Origin of the sequence: Vibrio fortis (assembly GCF_000695685.1) — a bacterium.
In the GTDB taxonomy this organism is placed as follows: domain Bacteria; phylum Pseudomonadota; class Gammaproteobacteria; order Enterobacterales; family Vibrionaceae; genus Vibrio; species Vibrio fortis_A.
Genome location: NZ_JFFR01000002.1, coordinates 958,004 through 979,407, shown reverse-complemented (window position 1 = coordinate 979,407; position 21,404 = coordinate 958,004). Strand labels below are relative to the sequence as shown.

The following is a 21,404-nucleotide window of genomic DNA, read 5'->3' as shown; positions in this document are numbered from 1 at the left end:
ATTAAAACAATTATAAGCGGAGCATTTTATGGAACAGTCTCAAATGGAACAGTCTTTATTTTCCAAAGTCGGAAGAGTCACCGATTTAATTGAAGAGTCTTTAATAGCCTTCTTTCTGGGTGCAATGACCCTATTAACTTTTGCGAACGTGGTCTTTCGATACGCGTTCAATGACAACATTTTATGGGCATTGGAACTCACCGTATTCATGTTTGCGTGGATGGTGTTGGTTGGCGCTTCTTACGGCGTTAAAAAACACTTCCACATCGGGGTTGATGTGGTTATCAACCTAGCACCAGAGAAACTTAGAAAAGTGTATGCCTTGATTGCTGTCACTTGTTGCCTTGCGTTCTCTATCCTTCTTTTGATTGGTTCTTGGAACTACTGGTACCCATTCGCGACCGATCGCGCATGGTACGAAACCGACGATATTCCAATGCCAGAGATGCTGCAGTTCTTAGCTGATTGGCTCAATGAGGGCGAGCGCTACGAAAAACTGCCTCGATTCATTCCTTACATGGCACTACCGATTGGTATGGCACTTCTTACATTCCGTTTTGCACAGATCGCTTATCAAGTCGCGACAGGCAAGATTGATCGCATGATCGCAGGTCACGAAGCGGAAGAAGATCTTGATGCGCTTAAAGCACAAGTAGAAGCGGGAAGTGACGAAGACGCTACAGCGATCTTGGATTCGCAAAACTCCGTGAAAACGGAAGACTCAAAGCCATCTAATCAACAATCGAAAAGCAAGGACGACTAATCATGGCGATGTTATTTCTATTCTTGATGGTAATCGCTTTCATGCTGGTGGGCGTGCCGATTGCTATCTCGCTGGGTTTATCCAGTATTCTGTTTTTGTTGATGCACTCAGACGCGTCACTTGCTTCAGTGGCGCAAACCCTGTTCAACGCGTTTGCGGGTCACTACACTTTGTTGGCAATCCCGTTCTTCATTTTAGCGTCTAGCTTTATGTCTACGGGCGGTGTAGCAAAGCGAATTATCCGTTTTGCAATCGCAATGGTAGGTTGGTTCCGCGGCGGTCTGGCAATGGCGTCTGTTGTGGCGTGTATGATGTTTGCGGCACTGTCTGGTTCGTCTCCTGCGACCGTAGTAGCGATTGGTAGTATCGTAATTGCGGGTATGGTGAAAAATGGCTACTCAAAAGAGTTCGCGGCAGGTGTTATCTGTAATGCGGGTACTTTGGGTATTCTGATCCCGCCATCGATCGTAATGGTAGTTTATGCCGCAGCAACAGACGTGTCTGTTGGTCGTATGTTCCTTGGTGGTGTTATTCCGGGGCTACTGGCTGGCGTGATGCTGATGATCGCTATCTACATTGCTGCTCGTATCAAAAAGATCCCAGCACAACCATTTGTTGGTTGGGGTGAAATGTTTGATGCTGCGAAAGATGCGAGCTGGGGCTTGCTGCTTATCGTAATCATCCTTGGTGGTATTTACGGTGGTATCTTTACACCAACAGAAGCGGCAGCAGTGGCTGCGGTGTACGCCTTCTTTATCGCCAACTTTGTCTATAAGGACATGGGACCATTCGCCGACAAAGAAAACAAAAAGCCGATGTTAGTGAAAGCACTGCAAACCTTCGTCCACAAAGACACTAAAGATACTTTGTACGATGCTGGTAAGCTGACGATTATGCTGCTGTTTATCATTGCGAACGCATTGATTCTAAAGCACGTACTAACAGAAGAACGCATTCCACAAATGATCACTGAGTCGATGCTATCGGCAGGTCTTGGTCCAATTACCTTCTTGATTGTGGTTAACGTACTGCTATTGATTGGTGGTCAGTTCATGGAGCCATCTGGTCTTTTGATCATTGTTGCACCGCTGGTTTTCCCAATTGCAATTGCACTGGGTATTGACCCAATCCACCTAGGTATCATGATGGTGGTGAACATGGAGATAGGGATGATAACGCCACCGGTGGGGCTCAACTTGTTTGTGACCGCAGGGGTTGCGAAGATGTCGATGATGAACGTGGTGAAAGCGGCATTGCCGTGGGTTGGCGTAATGTTCCTGTTCTTGATAATCGTTACTTACGTGCCATGGGTATCAACATGGCTACCGACTACCCTAATGGGGCCGGAAATCATCACTAAGTAATACGATTGAGTATAACGTTATCCTTAACGAATAGATGAAGAGTTAAACCTCTTCATCTATTTTTTTACCTGGATGACGACGAGTGACTCTGTTTCTTCTGTCGTAACCTTTCCAACGAGCATGACCTTTGCGTCGTTCTCGCCCTGAACGCTTCTCTTCTTCGTAATGCCCGTCGATCAAAACGGTATCAGATATGGCAGGAACTGTTGTTTTCTCGTTCATGGTTCGATTGGAATTGCTTCTGTTAATTCGGATATTGAGAGTATGGCTGAGTGCATGCGTCTCTGCCAACTTAGAGACAAAACTAACAGATAGAGTTTACTTATAATCGTCTTTGTCGATTTGGTAGCGCTGCATCTTGTCGTACAGAGTTTTTCTCGGCACGTTAAGCAGTTCCATCGTTAGCTTGATACTGCCTTCGTTGTCGATCAAAGCTTGCTCAATCACTGACTTTTCAAAGCTTGCTACTTGGTCAGCCAAACTCGAGTATACTTCTTGCTCAACAACATCCCCCAGTTGCGCCAGTTTGCCCAACAGAATAAAACGCTCTGCGGTGTTTCTAAGCTCTCGTACATTGCCAGGCCAATCATGAGCCATTAACTTGTGCAGGTCGCTACTTGGTAGTGCTTGCGCGGTTTTGCCATAACGTGCCGCAGCAACTAATAGAAAGTGGTGGAAGAGGGCGGCAATGTCTTCTTTACGACTGCGTAGTGGTGGTAAATCGAGTGTAACGACATTGAGACGATAGTAGAGATCTTGTCTAAATGTACCTTCAGCAGCGGCTTTTTTGAGGTCGACTTTAGTGGCTGCGATGACGCGAATATCTAAGGGCTGTAGTTGGTTAGAGCCAATACGCTCGATAACACGTTCTTGAAGAACCCGTAGCAGACGAATCTGCGCCTGCATTGGCATTGATTCAATCTCGTCTAGAAATAGGGTACCGCCTTGGGCATGCTCAAACTTACCGATCCTCTTGGTTTCCGCTCCAGTAAAGGCGCCTTTTTCATGACCATAGAGTTCACTCTCAATCAAGTTCTCTGGTACCGCACCACAGTTAACCGCGACGAAATTCTGCTCACGTCGACTGCTCTGTTCGTGAAGCGAGCGCGCCACTAATTCTTTACCCGTTCCGGTTTCACCAAACAGCAAGATATCGGCGCTAGTGTCCGCAACATGAGTGATGGTCGAACGCAGCTCTTGGATAACTGGCGTGTCGCCGATGATACGTGGTCCGAGTGTTTGGCTAGCTTTAAGTGACTGTTTGAGCTCGCGGTTTTCGAGGATCAATTGACGCTTCTCGATGGCTCGCTTGGTAGTCTCAATCAGCCTTTCATTGGCAAATGGCTTCTCGATAAAGTCATAAGCGCCATCATGAATCGATTTGACCGCCATTGAGATGTCGCCGTGCCCGGTAATCATGATCACCGGCAGCTCTTTATCTTTGTGGATGACAGTATTCAGCAGGTCATGGCCAGATAACCCAGGAAGACAGATATCGGTGATGATGACGTGAGGCAATCCATGATCTTGGATAGCAATCAACGCTGATTCTGCGTCAGGGAAGAATTGAGCATCAATGTCTGCCAGTTCAAAGCTCTGTTCACTGGCTAGCCGCAGATCTGGCTCATCATCAATGAAATAGACATGGCACATAATGGTTCCTTTAATCGTTATTGTTATTTTGTTGTTCTGTAATTAACGGCAGACAGATAGTAAATCTTGCTCCGCCTAATGGGCTTTTGGCGTAGGTGAGCTCGCCATTTATGCCTCTTATAATCTGTTGTGAGATTGATAGCCCAAGTCCTAAACCATTCTTCTTGGTGGTATGAAATGGTTCAAAAAACTGTTGTGGCGTGTCATGCGCAAAGCCGGGGCCGTTATCGTCAATATGTATCTGAACACATTGCTCTGAGTTGGCATTGATATGGTATTCGAACTCGAGATTAAGCTGTTTGTTCTCTTGCCCTTCCATGGCCTGCATACCATTGGTGATAAGGTTAATGATCACTTGCTCAAGCTGGATAGCATTGGCTTGAATGACCGCATCTAGCTTGTCCGGAAGGGGGGATATCGCCACTCTTTCTGCCTTCAATTGAGGTTTCATTAACTCGATAGAGGAGTGAAGCAGAGGGAGCAATTGCAATTGCGATAGGTCTTCCGCGTTTGATTTCTTGGCAAATGATCGAAGTTGATGGCTGATCTTAGCCATACGGTCAGTCAATGATGAGATACGTGATAAGTTGTCATCAACACGTTCGAATTTTTCTTTGGCTAAAAATAGACGTCCGTTATCGGCGTAACTGCGAATCGCTGCGAGCGGATTGTTTAACTCATGACTGATGCTTGCGGACATCTGCCCTAAAACCGCTAGTTTCGCGGCTTGGATTAACTCATCTTGGGTCTGCCTCAATACTTTTTCTGTTTCGGTGCGTTGGAGAACCTCTGCATGTAATTCTGATGTTCTCTCTAATACCAGAAACTCGAGCTTCTGTTTGGCTTCAGATTGCAGCCGGTCTATCTGCACCCGACGATGGATACGGTTTAGGTTGAGCTGTAGGGCAAGATAGATGATGGCAAACACCAAGCTCAGAACCACTAAATAAGAGATCAGATCCCACCACACTAAGTGAGTAGGGGAAAGTACCCTGACCGTTAATCTCGGTTGTTCAATAAAGCGTGAAGAGACAAAAAACTGCTCATGAACCAAAGGATGAAGAGATTGAATGGTGCTAGTGGATGAGTCTAGGTCGCCATTGAAATTCAGGCTCTCAATGTTGGTATCAAGAAACTGTCTTCCCTCTTGGATCTCACGTTTACGCTCATCGTCCAATGGCTGCAAGCTTTTAAATAGCCAGTCGGGGTTACTCGACATAAACACCACATGGTCTTTGTCATCAGCAACGAAGTAACTCTGTTTGCCTTTCCAGCTTGCTTCAATCAGTGATAGGTCCATCTTTACGACGATCACACCGATGATTTCGGCCGCATAGGAAACAGGGTAAGAGTAGTAATAACCGCGCTTTCCAGAAGTCGACCCTAGGGCGAAATATTGATTCTCTTTGCCGCTAAAAGCGTGCTGAAAATAGGGACGAAAAGCAAAATTACGACCAACAAATGAGTGGCTTTGATTCCAGTTGCTGGCAGCAATTGTGGTGCCGATATGGTCGAGCAAATAGGTGTCAGAGGCTTGTATTACCTGATTGACATGTGCCAGATAGCGATTGGTTAGCTCTATCTGTGCAGAGTTATCAGGAGCGTGCAGTGCATCGATTAACTCTTTATCTTTAGAAAGCAGTTCTGGAATGTGTGCGAATTTATCCAGTTGACTGGCGATATGTACCGAGAAACGGTCAAGCTTTGATTGGTGATCTTCGAGCAAACTTTGATGACTTATTTTCCACACCCAGTGACCGCCGAGAATCATCAGCAACCCATAGGTGATGAGCAGCAGAATGGGTAGGCGGGAAGGTTGAAACATAAGAGATCTCGCTGTGTATTACGGTGTAGAAAAGCGTGTCATGTACCTGAAACGCTCAAAGTGTCATAAAAAGTTCAAAAAATGAGGGCTGACAGGTAGTTATAGGTTAAGGCTTTGTAACGCAGATTGTTGAAAAAGTTATCGACTCTGAGGGGTAAAACAAGAGCAAGATCTCTTTTTAAGCTTTTTCGGAAAAAAAGCCCTCGATTCCCTTGAAAAAGCCGCTATTGTCCCCATTTCCGATGTGTCGAGTGGTGTTTTGATTGAATATGCCCCTCTCAGGCGGACGAATTTAGAGCATTCATCATCAAGCTGAGGTGATTGGCTCGACAGAGATTAAACAGATCGCTAGAATGTCGCGTCTAAAATTTCTGTCCTGAGGCTAATCGGAGATACCTTTCCTTGTTGTAAAACAGGCTATGAACTTCGCTGAAGAACATAGAAAAAAGATATCGCTGATTAGTCTGGTGTTTGATTGAATGATCACTCAGGCATCAATGCTCAATTTTAAATTAGGTGTTCGGATAGAGCACTACACAAGGATGCAGCCAACAACACGCGTTCCTAAGGAATGCACGTTACGGCTCATATGCTCAGATTATCTGAGCCAGTTTTGAGGTTTTATATAATGCAAGTTACTGTTGAAACGCTAGAAGGCCTAGAGCGCCGTCTTAATATTACTGTTCCTGCTGCTAACATCGAAGATGCAGTTACAGCTGAACTACGCAACATCGCGAAAAACCGTCGTTTCGATGGTTTCCGTAAAGGCAAAGTGCCAATGAAGATGGTTGCTAAAATGTACGGCAAAGCAGTACGTCAAGACGTGATGGGCGAAGTAATGCAACGCCACTTCATCGAAGCGATCGTTAAAGAGAAGATCAACCCAGCTGGCGCACCAACTTTCGCACCAGTAGAAAACAAAGAAGGCGAAGATCTAGTATTCAACGCAACTTTTGAAGTTTACCCAGAAGTTGAGCTGAAAGGTCTTGAGAACATCTCTGTTGAGAAACCAGCAGTAGAAGTTAAAGAAGCTGACGTTGAAGAGATGATCGAAACTCTACGTAAGCAACAAGCAACTTGGACTGAAGTTGATGCAGCTGTAGAAGAAGGTTCTCGTGCAACTATCGATTTCGTTGGTTCTATCGACGGTGAAGAGTTCGAAGGCGGTAAAGCTGAGAACTTCCCACTAGAGATGGGTGCTGGTCGCATGATCCCTGGTTTTGAAGACGGTATCGTTGGCAAAACTAAAGGCATGGAATTCGAAATCGACGTAAACTTCCCAGAAGATTACCACGCTGAAAACCTAAAAGGTAAAGCAGCTAAGTTTGCAATCAAAGTAAACAAAGTTGAAGCTCGTGAACTTCCAGAACTAAACGAAGAATTCGTTGCTAAGTTCGGCGCGACTGACGGCGTTGAAGGTCTTAAAGCTGAAGTTCGTAAGAACATGGAGCGTGAGCTTAAGCAAGCTGTTAAGAACCGCATCAAAGAGCAAGCTATCGACGGTCTAGTTAAAGAAAACGACATCGACGTTCCAGCTGCACTTATCGACCAAGAGATCGGTACTCTACGTCAACAAGCTGCTCAACGTTTCGGTGGCAACACTGAAGCTGCTGACCAACTTCCACGTGAGCTGTTCGAAGAGCAAGCTAAACGTCGCGTAGTTGTTGGCCTTCTACTTGGTGAAGTAATCAAGTCTGAAGAGCTAAAAGCTGACGATGAGAAAGTAAAAGCAATCATCGAAGAGATGGCTACTGCATACGAAGATCCATCTGAAGTTATTGCTTACTACGAGCAAAACGAGCAAATGATGAACAACATGCGCAACGTTGCTCTAGAAGAGCAAGCTATTGATGCAATCATCGCTAAAGCTCAAGTTTCTGAGAAAGAAGTTAGCTTCAACGAGCTAATGAATCAGCAACCTGCTTAATATAGTAATATCTGACGTAGAAGGTTGACGTACGGTCGACAATTCTGCTAACAATGGTCCGTATGATTTAATCATTCGGGCCATTTATTTTAGGGACATAAGAATATGAGCTACCAAGAAAAAAATACAATGCCATCGATTATGGACGCACTAGTTCCAATGGTGGTTGAACAAACTTCCCGTGGTGAACGTTCTTACGATATCTATTCTCGTCTTTTAAAAGAACGAATCATTTTCTTAACCGGTCAAGTGGAAGACCACATGGCAAATCTTGTCGTGGCTCAACTGCTTTTCTTGGAATCAGAAAACCCAGACAAAGATATCTATCTATACATCAACTCACCTGGCGGCAGCGTAACAGCGGGTATGTCTATCTACGACACAATGCAGTTCATTAAGCCAAACGTGAGCACAGTATGTATGGGTCAAGCTTGCTCGATGGGTGCATTCTTACTTGCTGGTGGTGAGCCAGGTAAGCGTCATGTGCTTCCAAATTCTCGTGTAATGATTCACCAGCCACTTGGCGGCTTCCAAGGCCAAGCGTCTGATATTCAAATCCACGCGCAAGAGATCCTAACGATCAAACAGAAGCTAAACAAACTATTGGCAGAGCACACAGGCCAGCCTCTAGAAATCGTTGAGCGTGACACTGATCGTGACAACTTCATGTCTGCAGAACAAGCTGTAGAGTACGGTTTGGTGGATTCAGTTCTGAATCATCGCGGTGAGTAATTGCACGGGCAATTGTTTAACGCAAATTGATGCAAATTGATATACACTCAAATCATAGAGAGTAAAGGCTAAGAGGTTAGCGAATGACAGATAAAAGCAAAGAGGGTGGTAGCGGTAAACTGCTTTACTGCTCTTTCTGTGGCAAAAGCCAGCACGAAGTTCGCAAGTTAATCGCAGGCCCTTCTGTTTACATTTGTGACGAATGTGTCGACCTTTGTAACGACATTATTCGTGAAGAAATTAAAGATGTTCTTCCAAAGAAAGAGTCCGAAGCGTTACCAACGCCTCGTGAGATTCGAGAGCACCTTGATGACTATGTAATCGGTCAAGAGTACGCGAAGAAAGTGCTAGCAGTTGCAGTATATAACCACTACAAGCGTTTACGTAATGGTGATACAACAGCTGAAGGCGTAGAGCTAGGTAAGAGTAACATTCTTCTTATCGGTCCTACTGGTAGTGGTAAAACACTACTTGCTGAAACATTGGCTCGTTTCCTAGACGTTCCATTTACTATGGCAGATGCAACCACACTAACCGAAGCGGGTTACGTGGGTGAAGATGTAGAAAACATCATTCAAAAACTGCTACAGAAATGTGATTACGACGTAGCGAAAGCGGAACGCGGCATTGTTTACATCGATGAAATCGACAAGATTTCTCGTAAGGCTGAAAACCCATCAATCACGCGTGACGTGTCTGGTGAAGGTGTACAGCAAGCACTTCTAAAACTTGTAGAAGGCACAGTCGCTTCAGTACCGCCTCAAGGTGGTCGTAAGCATCCACAGCAAGAGTTCTTGCAAGTGGATACATCTAAGATCCTATTTATCTGTGGCGGTGCATTTGCCGGCCTAGATAAAGTGATTGAACAACGCGTAGAAACAGGTTCTGGTATCGGCTTTGGCGCAGAAGTGCGTTCAAAAGATGAAACCAAAACAATTGGTGAGTTATTCACTCAAGTTGAACCTGAAGATCTAGTGAAGTACGGTCTAATTCCAGAATTCATTGGTCGTCTACCGGTGACAACCACACTGACAGAGCTAGACGAAGAAGCACTGATTCAAATTCTTTGTGAGCCGAAGAACGCACTGACTAAACAGTATGCTGCGTTATTCGAGCTAGAAGACACCGAGCTTGAGTTCCGTGAAGACGCACTGCGCGCAATTGCTAAGAAAGCAATGAGCCGTAAAACAGGTGCTCGTGGTCTACGTTCTATCTTAGAAGGTGTGCTACTAGAAACGATGTACGAACTGCCATCATCTACTGATGTGAGCAAGGTTGTGATTGATGAGTCTGTGATTAACGGAGAGTCTGAACCTCTTCTAATCTACAGCAATTCAGAGAACCAAGCGGCAGTAGCAGAGTAGGTCTTTTTTAGACTAGTGACTCAAATTCCAAAAGGAGGTAAGCAATTACCTCCTTTTTTTTATTCTTCCATTGAATCCAGTCGTTTAAGCCCCATATACTGCTTTATAAGTTAAAGCGGAAGAGAGAAATATATGAACTTGGAACGTTCCGAGCGTATCGAGATCCCCGTGCTGCCTCTACGTGATGTAGTGGTTTACCCACACATGGTTATCCCACTGTTTGTTGGTCGTGAAAAATCGATTACTTGCCTAGAATCGGCAATGGAAGCCAACAAACAAGTGCTACTAGTGGCGCAGAAAGAAGCGGATACTGATGAGCCTTCAATCGACGACCTATTCGAAGTAGGTACCGTTGCTACGATTCTTCAGCTTTTAAAGCTACCTGATGGCACTGTTAAAGTGCTTGTTGAAGGTCAGCAGCGTGCGAAAATTCACCAATTCAAAGAAAGTGAATTCTTCCTTGCAGATGCAGAATACGTTGTCACCTCAGAACTTGACGAAAAAGAACAAGAAGTGGTTGTTCGCAGCGCGATCAATCAGTTCGAAGGCTTTATTAAGCTAAACAAAAAGATTCCACCAGAGGTACTAACGTCTCTGAATGGGATTGATGAAGCCGCTCGTCTAGCGGATACCATCGCAGCACACATGCCACTTAAACTGGTAGACAAACAGCACGTACTAGAGATTCTAGACGTGACTGAGCGTCTCGAGTTCCTGATGGGCCAAATGGAATCAGAAATTGATATCCTGCAGGTAGAAAAACGCATCCGTGGTCGTGTTAAGAAGCAGATGGAAAAATCTCAGCGTGAGTACTACCTGAATGAGCAAATGAAAGCGATTCAGAAAGAACTAGGCGAGATGGACGATGCTCCAGACGAATTCGAGACTCTGAAGAAGAAGATCGAAGAGTCGAAAATGCCTCAAGAAGCGCGTGAAAAAACCGAGCAAGAGCTGCAAAAACTGAAGATGATGTCGCCAATGTCGGCAGAAGCAACAGTGGTACGTAGCTACATCGATTGGATGGTTGGCGTACCTTGGGCGAAGCGTTCTAAAGTTAAGAAGAATCTAGCGAAAGCAGAAGAGATCTTAAACGAAGACCACTACGGTCTAGAGCGTGTTAAAGAACGTATTCTTGAGTACTTGGCGGTACAGAACCGTATCAACAAGCTGAAAGGTCCAATCCTTTGTCTTGTTGGTCCTCCTGGTGTTGGTAAAACCTCGCTAGGTCGCTCAATCGCGGCTGCTACAGGTCGTAAGTACACGCGTATGGCGCTAGGCGGCGTGCGTGATGAAGCAGAGATTCGTGGTCACCGTCGTACGTACATCGGCTCTCTTCCGGGTAAGCTAATCCAGAAGATGTCTAAAGTAGGTGTTAAGAACCCACTGTTCCTATTGGATGAGATCGATAAGATGTCTTCTGATATGCGTGGCGACCCATCTTCAGCGCTGCTAGAAGTTCTCGATCCAGAGCAAAACAACGCGTTTAACGATCACTACCTAGAAGTAGACTACGATCTGTCAGACGTTATGTTTGTTGCGACGTCTAACTCGATGGACATTCCTGGCCCATTACTGGACCGTATGGAAGTGATTCGTCTATCTGGTTACACAGAAGACGAGAAGCTAAACATCGCTAAGCGTCACCTTGTTGATAAGCAGGTGAAACGCAACGGCCTTAAGGCAAACGAGATCACTATCGAAGATTCTGCAATCATCGGTATTATCCGTTACTACACGCGTGAAGCAGGTGTACGTAGCCTAGAGCGTGAGATCTCTAAGATCTGTCGTAAAGCGGTTAAGAACATCCTGCTAGACAGCGATCTTAAGTCTGTGACTGTCACTATGGACAACCTAAAAGAGTACCTAGGTGTTCAACGTCATGACTTTGGTAAAGCAGACGAGAGCAACCGCATCGGCCAAGTAACAGGCCTAGCGTGGACTCAAGTTGGTGGTGATCTATTAACGATCGAAACTGAAGCAATGCCAGGTAAAGGTAAGCTAACGCAAACCGGTTCTCTTGGCGACGTAATGAAAGAGTCGATTCAAGCGGCGATGACCGTAGTTCGCTCTCGTGCTGAAAAACTGGGTATTAACTCGGATTTCTACGAGAAGCGTGATATCCACGTTCACGTACCTGAAGGTGCAACACCAAAAGATGGCCCAAGTGCGGGTATCGCAATGTGTACTGCACTTGTTTCTAGCTTGACAGGTAACCCTGTAAAAGCAGAAGTGGGTATGACAGGTGAAATTACACTTCGTGGTGAAGTTTTGCCTATCGGTGGCTTAAAAGAAAAACTGCTTGCAGCGCACCGTGGTGGCATCAAAACAGTACTGATTCCAAAAGACAACGAACGTGATTTGGAAGAGATTCCAGACAACGTAATCGCTGATTTAGAAGTCATTCCTGTTCAGTGGATTGATGAAGTATTGAAAGTTGCACTAGAACGAGATCCGTCTGGGGTCGAGTTTGTCGCTGAAAAATAGTGATGCGCAGCAAAAATAAGTAAAGAATTACGCTGATGAGTCTAAAAAGGCTTGTCAGCGTTTTTTTTGGGCGCTAAGTTAATTGACTAAAGCCGCAAGCCCTTTTGCAATAAGGCTTTCGGCTAAATTAAAACCAAAATGGAACGTACCGTCATCCTAAATTAGTCGCAGATGACAAAGAGGGGAAACACAGTGAATAAAACACAACTAGTAGAATCAATCGCAGAAAACGCAGATATCTCTAAAGCTTCAGCTGGCCGCGCTCTAGACGCATTCATCGAAGCAGTTGGCACAACACTTCAATCAGGTGACCAAGTAGCACTTGTTGGTTTTGGTACTTTCAGTGTTCGTACTCGTGCAGCTCGCACAGGTCGTAACCCTAAGACTGGTGAAGAAATCCAAATTGCAGAAGCAAAAGTACCTGGCTTTAAAGCTGGTAAAGCACTAAAAGACGCATGTAACTAATATTGCGTTACCTGGGCGTTCGTTAAGCCAAGGTAGCAAGATGCGTTAGCTGTTTGAAAAATGATGTTTCATTCTTAAACAGTTATTGTGCAAAGCACATTGAACTAATTTAAATTATGCGCATCCTACTGATGCGCATTTCTTTTTCTGATAATATCGCGTGAATAAGATTTTTATGTTGAAGCCCATGCTTCATATCCGGAGAGCACTTAAATTATGATGGATCGATTACGCGAAGGCGTGAATAGCATCGCGGTAAAAATTATCCTTGGGTTGATTATCCTGTCATTCGTATTCGCAGGTGTAGGTAGCTACATCACAGGTGGCGGTAACAACGCTGCAGCGAAAGTTGGCAATACCGAAATCGGTCGTGGTGAGTTTGAACAAGCTTACCAAAACGAGCGTAATCGTATGCAATCACAACTTGGCGATTACTTCTCTCAAATGCTTGCAGACCCTGCATACGTAGAGTCTTTCCGTAAATCAGTACTTGATCGCATGATCAACGATGTACTGCTTGAGCAGCAAGCTGAATCTCTAGGCCTACGCATCAGCGATTCGCAAATCCGTACGATGATTCTAGAGATGCCTCAGTTCCAAACTGCGGGTCAATTCGATCAAGAAGTTTATCAAGCGGCACTTCGTCGTGCTGGCTTTGGCCCTGAAAGCTTTGCGGAATACATGCGTCGTGACCTAATGCGCAACCAACTGGTGACAGCGCTACAAGGTAGTGAGTTTGTTCTTCAAGGTGAGATCGATACTCAAAGCAAACTGATTGCTCAAACACGTGATATCCGCACAGTGACGCTATCTGTTGCTGAACTTGCGAAAAGCGTTGAGCTAACAGAAGAAGAGATTTCAGAGTACTATCAGCAAAACCCACTAGCTTACACTCGTCCAGAGCAAGCGAAGGTGTCTTACATTGAGCTTTCTGCAGACGCGCTGAAAGGTCAAATCCAGGTGTCTGATGAGCAAGCTGAGCAGTACTACCAAGAGCACCTAGACAAGTACTCAACTGAAGAGCAACGCAAAGTAAGTCACATCCTTGTTCAAGGTGACGATGAAGCAAAAGCGCAGGCTATTCTTGACGAGCTAAACGCAGGTGCTGATTTTGCTGCACTAGCAGAAGAGAAGTCTGACGATTTCGGTAGCGCTGATGTTGGTGGTGACCTAGGTTGGATTGAACGTGATGTGATGGACCCAGCGTTTGAAGATGCGGCTTTTGCTCTAGAAAACGTAGGTGAAACAACAGGCCTAGTTAAGTCTGAGTTTGGTTACCACATCATCAAGCTAGACGAGCTGCAAGCTTCTAAAGCACAGCCTTTCTCTGAAGTAGCGGCTGAAATCAAGCAAGAGCTATTGGATCAGGAAGCCGTAGACCAGTTCTACGAACTACAAACTGAACTAGAGAAGGTTGCGTTTGAGTACCCAGACTCACTAGACGACTCTGCAGAGGCGATTAACGCTAAGATCCAGACAACGGACTTCGTTTCTCAAATCGACGCTCCTGAGCTATTGAAGACGCCTGCTGTGATGCAAGCGATTCTGAGCCCAGAAGTGAAAGAAGATGGCCTAAACTCAGAAGTTATTGAAGTAGCGCCTGAACACGTTATCGTGGTTCGCGTTGAAGAGACTCGTGACGAAACTGTACTTCCACTAGAAGAAGTACAAGACCAAGTTGTTGCTGCACTGTCTGCTGTTAAAGCGGAACAACAAGCAATTGAGCTAGGTGTATCACTAGTGAATGAACTAAAAGCGGGTAACGAAGCAGTACTAGCGGAAAACAACCTGACGTTCAGCGAACTTGAAACAATTGACCGTAGCTCACCACTAGCAAGCTCTGTGTTTGCTTTTGCTAAGCCAGAAGCGGATCAACCAGTATTTGGTCAAGCGAAAGACCAAAACGGTAACATTGTGGTTGTTGAGCTATCTAAGGTTACTGCAGATATCAACCCAGCTTACAGCACTCAAATCGGTGCGCAGCTAGAGCGAGTTGGTAACCAGCAAGATCTAACTAACGTTCTTAACGTACTTCGTAAGAACGCTGACGTTGAATACTACATTGTAGGTCAAGGTCAGTAATAGCAAGCTCGGTAAAAGATAGCTTGAAGAGTAGGTTTGCGAGTCAGCCTACACGACAATGAAAATCAGTTGTAACTCAAAGCGGGTCACTTAGGTGACCCGCTTTATTTTTGCCTTAATAAACTACGGTAGTCGGTTTTCAAAAATCATTATTTATACCAATCGTAGTAAATAATTGCTCACCCTAGCTTGTTAAAATGCTCGATAACTGCGTTAGAATTTTTGATTGTAGAATAACTACTTATCAGAAAATTCCGCCTTGTTCTCAAGCCTTTTTCCTGCGCTATTTTTGATCACTTACTTACTGTGATTGGTATTAGTTTTCACAACATGGAACGGAACGAAAATGAAAAGTTTATACACTCTTTTAATGTCTCTTATGATCGCCTTTAGTGCTTCAGTTTGGGCAGATAGTCCGTCTAAAGCGGAGCTCTATGAAGGAATTGAAGTAACGGTGAATATCAACACGGCCACAGCGGAAGAGTTGTCAGCTTTGTTGGTTGGTATTGGTGATAAAAAAGCGCAGGAGATTGTGCAGTATCGCGACCAGAATGGAGCATTCCAAAAACCAGACGACTTAGCCAATGTAAAAGGTATTGGCTCGGCGACGGTGGAGAAGAACCGAAAGAGAATTGAGCTGTAATAAGGCTAAATATGAAGGGTTAGAGCCCTTCATATTCTTCGTTTTACTTTAATCCAAGCCAACAGAAAACCACCCAACGCCCCAATGAGATGGGCTTCAATCGCAACACGAGCATTGATCAATGCGCCTGTTGTAGTAGAAGGCCCCACAAACTGCTCCCATGCAACTTTCGCAACTAGCCCAACAACCAGTAACCAACTTGAGCGTCGGCCTGTCAGCGCCTCTGTCAGAGCGAATACACCAAACAGACCGTGCAGGGTTCCAGATAAACCGACATAACTTTGTATATCTGTCGCTAGAAGCCCTGTTCCGGTAAATAGGCTGATGATGAACAGGTAGACTAGGAGTCGGATTCGGCTTGGTTGAAATACAAAACAGATCACCCATAACCCAGCAAGGTTCATTGCTAAGTGCGAAAGGTTGGTATGGGAAAAGTTTCCTGTTACGATTCGCCACCATTGTCCATTGGCGATTGCATTGTGATCCCAAACGACCCAAGCTTGAATCGGGTCAAATTGGAACAGCACACACATCAGTGAAGTAAAAACTAAAGCAGGGTACACCGTAAATCCATGTCTCGTTATTGCCCCCAGTGCCGTAAGGCTTTGAAAGCGTGTATTTGTCAGTGGATCACTCCACTTGAATCGGACGTTGAGCTTATCATTCTTCAGCACCCATCAGAAGAGCACAGACCGATGGGGACCGCACGTATTTTATCGCTGTCATTGGAAAATAGCGTGACCTTCATTGGCGAAGACTTCTCTGAACATGACGCTCTTAATCGTCTGTTGAACGACCATAACTATCAACATGTAATCTTATACCCAGGTGAGAGTTCGCTGTCGGTGGAACAGTTGTCTGCGTCTAGCTTGAATGGTACTGAGGAGCAAAAGCTGAGAATCATCTTGCTCGATGGGACGTGGAAGAAAGCGTTCAAGATGTGGCAAGTCTCCAGCAACTTACAGCAGCTAGATACCCTTCATCTACCAAAAGATCTGAAAGGGAATTATCGGATTCGCAAAGCGCCGAGTGAAAACAGCCTATCTACCGTTGAGGCGGGTTACCACTTGCTGAGCTTGCTGCAGCCTCATCGTGATTTTGACCCGTTGCTTGCCGCATTTGATCGAATGATTCAGTTTCAAATCGACCAAATGCCACCGGGCGTATTTGAGAAAAATTACTTAAGTTAGGTGCGTCTCAGCGAAGCCTAGCTTGTTAGAACTCGGTATGTGCCGAGAACAGCTGTTGATGCATTTTCTGAGCGAGGTCATCGGTCATAGATGAGATGTAATCGGCGATAACCCTCATCTTGCGGCACTCTTCAGTGTGGCTTTGCCACTGCTTCTTAACCACCAGTGGTAACAAGCGCTCAGGGTCGGCACTGAAGGCTTCAAACATATCCATGATGATCTGCTGTCCCTTATATTCGATGACTTGAACTTCAGGCACCTGAATCACAAACTCACTCACAAAGTGCTTCAGCTTATCTAGGGTCGAATCCATACTCGGCTCTAGGTAGGCATTATGAGAGAGCAGAGGGTTTTCAAAACTCGCATCCACCGGCTTGATGGAGATGCTGGTAAGCAATGCGTTAACAATGCCGCCAATTGCATCTTTACGACGGTATTGCTCACCTGAGAACAACATTTCAGTAATTGAGTCGAGATGGTGTGTGACCCAAGGATCGTTGGCTTCCAATAGGCGCGGGTAAGCTGATTCCATCCACTGGGCTTTGGTCACTGAACCCAACACGATCGCATCTTCCAAATCATGCACGCCATAAGCGATGTCATCCGCTAACTCCATGATGGAACAGTCGAGAGACTTGAACCTGGTCTTATTGTGTTCAAATGGCTCGACGTGAGATTTTCTTGGTTGTTGAATAAGAGCTTGGTCATGTTCAGACAAGGGAGCCAGTACCCACTCAAACAGCGCTTTATCGTGGTCGTAAATACCTTTAGCTGGCATCCAATCTTTGGCTCGCAGTTGTCTTTGGTGTTTAACTGGCTCTGGCATTGAGGTGGCTTTTACCTTGCTGATCAGCGATGGGTACTTGATCAAACCAAGAAGAGTACGCCTTGATAGATTCATGCCGTGGTGCTCAGTGTAGGGTTCTAACTGAGTCACAATTCGGAAAGTTTGAGCATTACCCTCAAAGCCGCCATGGTCGCGCATCATATAGTTGAGCGCCACTTCACCACCATGGCCATACGGTGGATGACCGATATCATGAGCAAGACACAAAGAGTCAATCAAGCTATCCGATGGTAGCAGTTCTCGAAACTCAGGCTGCTTCTTTTTAAGCTGGGCGACGATCCCGGTTCCCAACTGAGCTGCTTCTAAGGAGTGAGTCAGGCGAGTACGGTGAAAATCGTTGATTGCGGTGCCGTGGACCTGCGTTTTGGCTTGCAGGCGTCTAAATGCCGCAGAGTGAAGCACACGAGCGCGGTCACGTTGAAATGGGCTTCTGTGGTCATCTCGACGAATCTTGTGTTCATCGTCGTTGCGTGCTTTCCATTGCTCGGCAAGCAATAGAGTAGGTGAGTTTGAAAGCGTCAAATGAGCACCTATTGGTTTAGAGTTATTATCACAACTTATACCTAGCTAACTGATTTCGTCTAGCGATAATTCGAAGCTAGGGGCAAAAGTCGTTAAAAAGTAGTCCATTTCTGGACTGGCGCGCTGTGAAAGGGTTTCTTCTAAGCGGCGTTTGGCTTGTTCAAATTCATGATTTCCTGCACTTAGCTCCTCTAAGCATTTTAGGTAAGCACAGATAGTGTCGGCTTGTTTGACGATGTTTTGCTCTTCTTGACTGGCCTCACCGGAAATAAGGAAAGGGGCGAAGTCTTCTTGGAACTCTTCTGGGAGCATAGAGAGCAAGCGTTGCTCGGCAGCGGCCTCAATCTTTTTGTACTCGTTTGCAATATCTGGGTTGTAATATTTGACCGGCGTTGGCAAATCACCAGTTAGTACTTCACTGGTATCGTGATACATACCGAGTAGCGCAATGTGTTCAGGGTTAAGGTTCCCCTCAAACTTCTTATTTTTAATCACTGCTAATGCATGAGCGACGAAGGCCACTTGCAGGGAGTGCTCAGAGATATTTTCGGTGGAAACGGAACGCATTAAAGGCCAGCGTTGAATGAGCTTCATGCGGGCAAGATGAGCAAAGAAATGGCTTTGGGTCATAGACTTCCTCCCTGAAATGACAAAAGGCTCCAAGTAGGAGCCCTTTAAGAATAGAAGTGATCTAGACTAATTTAAAGCCTTGTAATCTAAGATTATTCTTGGCTGTAGGTCGACAAGAAGCGTTCAAGTCGGCCAATAGCTGTTTCTAAGTCTTCGATATGCGGCAGTGTCACGATACGGAAGTGGTCCGGTTTCGGCCAGTTGAAGCCAGTACCTTGTACGAGTAGTACCTTCTCTTGCTTCAAGAAATCGAGTACGAACTTTTGATCGTCTTTGATGTTGTACATCTCAGTGTCGATTTTCGGGAACAGGTACATCGCCCCTTTTGGTTTCACACAAGAGACACCCGGAATCTTGTTGATCAGTTCCCAAGCTCGGTCACGCTGCTCAAGCAAGCGGCCGCCCGGCAGGATAAGCTCGTTGATACTCTGATAGCCGCCTAGTGCTGTTTGAATAGCATGCTGCATTGGTACGTTGGCACACAAACGCATCGAGGCAAGCATTTCGAGGCCTTCAACATAGCCCTTGGCTAGATGTTTAGGGCCCGTTAGGAACATCCAACCGCCACGGAAACCACAAACGCGGTACGCCTTTGATAGGCCGTTAAATGTCACCATCAATACGTCTTCTGCTAGGGTTGCAATAGACGTGTGTACGGCACCGTCGTAAAGCACTTTATCGTAGATCTCATCGGCGAAGATCATCAGTTTGTGCTCACGGGCAATTTCGACCACTTTAAGCAAAAAGTCACGGCTGTAAACTGCACCCGTTGGGTTATTCGGGTTGATAAGAACGATGCCGCGAGTCTTAGGCGTGATCTTAGCGACCATGTCTTCGAGGTTCGGATACCAGTCGTTCTCTTCATCACACATGTAGTGAACGGCTTTACCGCCAGATAGTGCAACAGAGGCTGTCCACAACGGGTAGTCAGGAGCGGGAACTAAGATTTCATCGCCATTATTTAGCAGAGCTTGCATCGACATTACGATAAGCTCAGAAGCACCGTTGCCGATGTAGACATCTTCTACATCTAGGTTACGCAGACCTTTCTTTTGATAGTGCTGCACCACGGCTTTACGGGCAGAGTAGATCCCTTTTGAATCGCAGTAACCTTGAGATGTCGGCAGGTTACGAATTACGTCAACTAGGATTTCATCTGGGGCGTCAAAACCAAACGGGGCGGGATTACCAATATTTAGCTTTAGGATTTTATGTCCTTCTTCTTCCATGCGCTTAGCATGTTTTAGTACTGGTCCCCTGATCTCATAGCATACACTGTTGAGTTTTGACGACATCCCGATATTTTGCATTGCCGATTTCCTAAAAATTATTTAAATACTTTATTAAAGTACCCTAAATTGACGTTTGATAGAATAAAAATCTGAACAATCGGTTAATTCCGAATAACCTTTAGCCAGTGGCTGTTTAAGAGTGATAGCGAGGGATTTCGTAAACTCGGACCGAGCGTAGGTAAACTGAGGGGCGAAACGCTTAAAATCACAGGAATACTGAAAAGATTTTATACATTCTTGATCTAAGTAGGTGCTACCCATAAAGTATCAAACTAATATAATAATAAATTAGATGTGAACGAGGTCGATTTGTCACATTTCCAACAAACCATCTGCGCTTTGATTGAGCGAGTTCAAAATGCACAAGCTGGCGAAGTTCGTTGTGTTGAAGTTCTTAAGCAAAAACCACCGTTTGCATTTATTGAATGGCTTCATGCTCAACCGCTGTTCCCCAAGTTCTACTGGCAATCTCGAGACACTCGAGAAGAGGTTGTTGCGTTAGGACAAATCCATACCTTTTCTGACCCTGCACCGGCTTACGCGATTCTTGGAGACGACCAACGCATCTGGGGTGGCCGCTCTTTCGATGGACACACAGAGAAGAATCGACGTTGTATGGAATCGTTTTTCTTTCTCCCGCAGATAGAGCTGATTCGATTTGATGACAAATGGTCTTTAGCCGTCAACTTGACACCCGATCGCGTTGCCTCAATCAATGCGCTGAAGAAGCTGTCTGTTGATGCCGCAATATTGGCCCCGTTGAGTGCGCATATTGAACATATTGACCACCTTCCAGAGCAACCAGAGTGGAATGGTTTAGTTGAGAAAGTACTCACTGGTATCGACAATAACGATTTCAAAAAAGTGGTGCTTGCGCGTAAAACAACAGTGCATTTGGATGAGCCGATTTGTGCAGCTCAGCTGTTAAAGGCGAGCTATCAGAAGAATCACAACAGCTTTCATTTCATGTTGGTGTTGGACTCCAAGCATAGCTTTATCGGCTCAACGCCAGAAAGACTTTACAGTCGCCACGGTACTGAGCTAGATACGGAAGCACTCGCGGGCACGATTGGGCGCGGCAAGAATGCATCGTCTGATATGGAGCTCGCCAACTGGCTGACTCAAGATCAGAAGAACCTCAATGAAAATCAATACGTTGTTGATGACATTATTGATCGCTTAACAGCGTATTCTCACTCTGTGAATGTTGAGAAAGAGGCTAGATTGGTTCGCCTTCGCAAGGTTCAACACCTGAAGCGTCATATTCATGCGCAGTTACATGCTGGCGTAAACGGCGTACAACTTCTTGGCACACTGCAACCAACCGCTGCTGTTGCTGGTTTGCCTCGCAAAGAGTCAATGGACTTTATTCTGAAACACGAGCCCTTTGCTCGAGGCTGGTACGCAGGTTCGGTTGGCTTTATTAGCCATCAACGCGCTGAATTCTGTGTAGCGATTCGCAGTGCATTGATCGTTGGCGATCAAGTACAGTTGTTCGCAGGAGCGGGGATCGTCCCTGGATCGGTCGCTGAGCATGAGTGGCAAGAGTTGAATAAGAAAATGTCGACTCTGCTAAGTCTTATCTCTGAGCACCCACCACTGGGTGTTGCATCATGAGTTC

Annotated in this window: 18 protein-coding genes; 11 read left to right on the top strand and 7 right to left on the bottom strand. The window is 45.5% G+C overall.

Features of this window, described 5'->3' with window-relative positions:
* Window positions 1-28 precede the first annotated feature (28 nt).
* Window positions 29-763 (top strand): TRAP transporter small permease, encoded by a 735-nt coding sequence (locus VFDL14_RS18395; RefSeq protein WP_032549611.1) that lies wholly within the window; start codon window positions 29-31, stop codon window positions 761-763.
* 2 nt (window positions 764-765) lie between these two features.
* A complete protein-coding gene (locus tag VFDL14_RS18400) occupies window positions 766-2,127 on the top strand; it encodes a TRAP transporter large permease (RefSeq protein WP_032549610.1) in 1,362 nt (453 codons plus the stop codon).
* 42 nt (window positions 2,128-2,169) lie between these two features.
* Here the strand turns inward: VFDL14_RS18400 and VFDL14_RS18405 are convergent, their stop codons facing one another.
* From VFDL14_RS18405 to VFDL14_RS18415, 3 genes are all read right to left on the bottom strand, one after another.
* Window positions 2,170-2,349 carry a hypothetical protein gene (locus VFDL14_RS18405; RefSeq protein WP_032549609.1) on the bottom strand — a complete coding sequence of 60 codons (180 nt, stop codon included), beginning with the start codon at window positions 2,347-2,349 and terminating at the stop codon, window positions 2,170-2,172.
* Between the two features lie 96 nt (window positions 2,350-2,445).
* A complete protein-coding gene (locus VFDL14_RS18410) occupies window positions 2,446-3,780 on the bottom strand; it encodes a sigma-54-dependent transcriptional regulator (RefSeq protein WP_032549608.1) in 1,335 nt (444 codons plus the stop codon).
* A gap of 10 nt (window positions 3,781-3,790) precedes the next feature.
* Window positions 3,791-5,605 (bottom strand): sensor histidine kinase, encoded by a 1,815-nt coding sequence (locus tag VFDL14_RS18415; protein ID WP_032549607.1) that lies wholly within the window; start codon window positions 5,603-5,605, stop codon window positions 3,791-3,793.
* Between the two features lie 628 nt (window positions 5,606-6,233).
* Here VFDL14_RS18415 and tig point away from each other — a divergent pair.
* The 7 genes from tig to VFDL14_RS18450 all read left to right on the top strand — a co-directional run bounded on the left by tig (window position 6,234) and on the right by VFDL14_RS18450 (window position 15,302).
* A complete protein-coding gene (gene tig, locus VFDL14_RS18420) occupies window positions 6,234-7,532 on the top strand; it encodes a trigger factor (RefSeq protein ID WP_032549605.1) in 1,299 nt (432 codons plus the stop codon).
* A gap of 105 nt (window positions 7,533-7,637) precedes the next feature.
* Complete coding sequence (clpP, locus tag VFDL14_RS18425) at window positions 7,638-8,264, top strand: ATP-dependent Clp endopeptidase proteolytic subunit ClpP (protein WP_032549604.1); 627 nt, start codon at window positions 7,638-7,640, stop codon at window positions 8,262-8,264.
* A gap of 83 nt (window positions 8,265-8,347) precedes the next feature.
* Window positions 8,348-9,628, top strand: a complete 1,281-nt coding sequence (clpX, locus tag VFDL14_RS18430) for an ATP-dependent protease ATP-binding subunit ClpX (protein WP_032549603.1) — start codon at window positions 8,348-8,350, stop codon at window positions 9,626-9,628.
* Window positions 9,629-9,760: 132 nt separating this feature from the next.
* Window positions 9,761-12,112: an endopeptidase La gene (lon, locus tag VFDL14_RS18435; RefSeq protein ID WP_032549602.1), complete on the top strand. Its 2,352-nt coding sequence runs from the start codon at window positions 9,761-9,763 to the stop codon at window positions 12,110-12,112.
* 192 nt (window positions 12,113-12,304) lie between these two features.
* Window positions 12,305-12,577 carry an HU family DNA-binding protein gene (locus VFDL14_RS18440; protein ID WP_004736083.1) on the top strand — a complete coding sequence of 91 codons (273 nt, stop codon included), beginning with the start codon at window positions 12,305-12,307 and terminating at the stop codon, window positions 12,575-12,577.
* A gap of 216 nt (window positions 12,578-12,793) precedes the next feature.
* The gene (gene ppiD, locus VFDL14_RS18445) at window positions 12,794-14,659 is read left to right on the top strand and encodes a peptidylprolyl isomerase (protein WP_032549601.1); all 1,866 of its coding nucleotides are present in this window, start codon (window positions 12,794-12,796) and stop codon (window positions 14,657-14,659) included.
* A 346-nt stretch (window positions 14,660-15,005) separates the two neighbouring features.
* Window positions 15,006-15,302, top strand: a complete 297-nt coding sequence (locus VFDL14_RS18450; RefSeq protein ID WP_032549600.1) for a ComEA family DNA-binding protein — start codon at window positions 15,006-15,008, stop codon at window positions 15,300-15,302.
* 29 nt (window positions 15,303-15,331) lie between these two features.
* Here the strand turns inward: VFDL14_RS18450 and rrtA are convergent, their stop codons facing one another.
* Window positions 15,332-15,865, bottom strand: a complete 534-nt coding sequence (rrtA, locus tag VFDL14_RS18455) for a rhombosortase (RefSeq protein ID WP_032549599.1) — start codon at window positions 15,863-15,865, stop codon at window positions 15,332-15,334.
* Between the two features lie 9 nt (window positions 15,866-15,874).
* Here rrtA and VFDL14_RS18460 point away from each other — a divergent pair, with 9 nt between their 5' ends.
* Complete coding sequence (locus tag VFDL14_RS18460) at window positions 15,875-16,492, top strand: tRNA-uridine aminocarboxypropyltransferase (protein ID WP_032549598.1); 618 nt, start codon at window positions 15,875-15,877, stop codon at window positions 16,490-16,492.
* A 25-nt stretch (window positions 16,493-16,517) separates the two neighbouring features.
* Here the strand turns inward: VFDL14_RS18460 and VFDL14_RS18465 are convergent, their stop codons facing one another.
* The 3 genes from VFDL14_RS18465 to VFDL14_RS18475 all read right to left on the bottom strand — a co-directional run bounded on the left by VFDL14_RS18465 (window position 16,518) and on the right by VFDL14_RS18475 (window position 19,801).
* Entirely contained in the window at window positions 16,518-17,861 is a 1,344-nt protein-coding gene (locus VFDL14_RS18465) for an anti-phage deoxyguanosine triphosphatase (protein WP_032549597.1), read from the bottom strand.
* Window positions 17,862-17,906: 45 nt separating this feature from the next.
* Window positions 17,907-18,491, bottom strand: a complete 585-nt coding sequence (gene yfbR, locus VFDL14_RS18470) for a 5'-deoxynucleotidase (protein ID WP_032549596.1) — start codon at window positions 18,489-18,491, stop codon at window positions 17,907-17,909.
* Between the two features lie 92 nt (window positions 18,492-18,583).
* Window positions 18,584-19,801, bottom strand: a complete 1,218-nt coding sequence (locus tag VFDL14_RS18475; RefSeq protein ID WP_032549595.1) for a pyridoxal phosphate-dependent aminotransferase — start codon at window positions 19,799-19,801, stop codon at window positions 18,584-18,586.
* 291 nt (window positions 19,802-20,092) lie between these two features.
* Here VFDL14_RS18475 and VFDL14_RS18480 point away from each other — a divergent pair, with 291 nt between their 5' ends.
* Complete coding sequence (locus VFDL14_RS18480; protein ID WP_032549594.1) at window positions 20,093-21,400, top strand: isochorismate synthase; 1,308 nt, start codon at window positions 20,093-20,095, stop codon at window positions 21,398-21,400.
* The last annotated feature ends 4 nt before the right edge of the window (window positions 21,401-21,404 follow it).